The 547-nt window shown below is 73.3% G+C and carries 1 protein-coding gene; it reads right to left on the minus strand.

What is annotated here, in order from left to right; translation table 11 throughout:
* The coding region (locus tag BIU89_RS15310; RefSeq protein WP_139179255.1) for a substrate-binding domain-containing protein at positions 1 to 547 on the minus strand (547 nt) is incomplete at both ends.

Raw genomic sequence — 547 nt, forward strand, 5'->3', positions numbered from 1 at the left:
GCACGGTGGTCAGCGGCGGCGTGAAGTGCGCGGCCTCGGGGACGTCGTCGAACCCCACCACCGCGATGTCGTCGGGAACCCGCAGCCCCTCGTCGGCGAAGGCGTGCAGCACCCCGAGGGCCATCTGGTCGTTGCCCGCGAAGACGGCGTCGACCGTCCCCACGTCGATGTGCCGGGCGGCCGCGAAGCCGCTCGCCGGGGTCCAGTCGCCCTCGAGCACGACCGGTTCGAGCCCGGCGTCCTGCATGATCCGCACGTAGGTGGCACGGCGCACCTCGGACTCCTGCGAAACGTGCGGCCCGGCGATGTGCACGATCCGGCGGTGTCCGCGGTCGAACAGGTGCTGCATGACGAGCGAGGTGCCGGCCGCCTGGTCGATGGCTACGGCGGCGACGCTCGGCGCGACCGGGGTCCGGACGGCGTCGCGCTGCACGGCGTTCGACACCACGACGGGCACCGTGACCGGCACGGTGAGCGATGCGAGGGCGTCGAGCACGCGGTTGTCGGCGGCGACCAGCACGATCGCGGCGACGTCCTGCGCGAGCAG

Source organism: Curtobacterium sp. MCBA15_005 (genome assembly GCF_001864855.1).
Classification (GTDB): domain Bacteria; phylum Actinomycetota; class Actinomycetes; order Actinomycetales; family Microbacteriaceae; genus Curtobacterium; species Curtobacterium flaccumfaciens.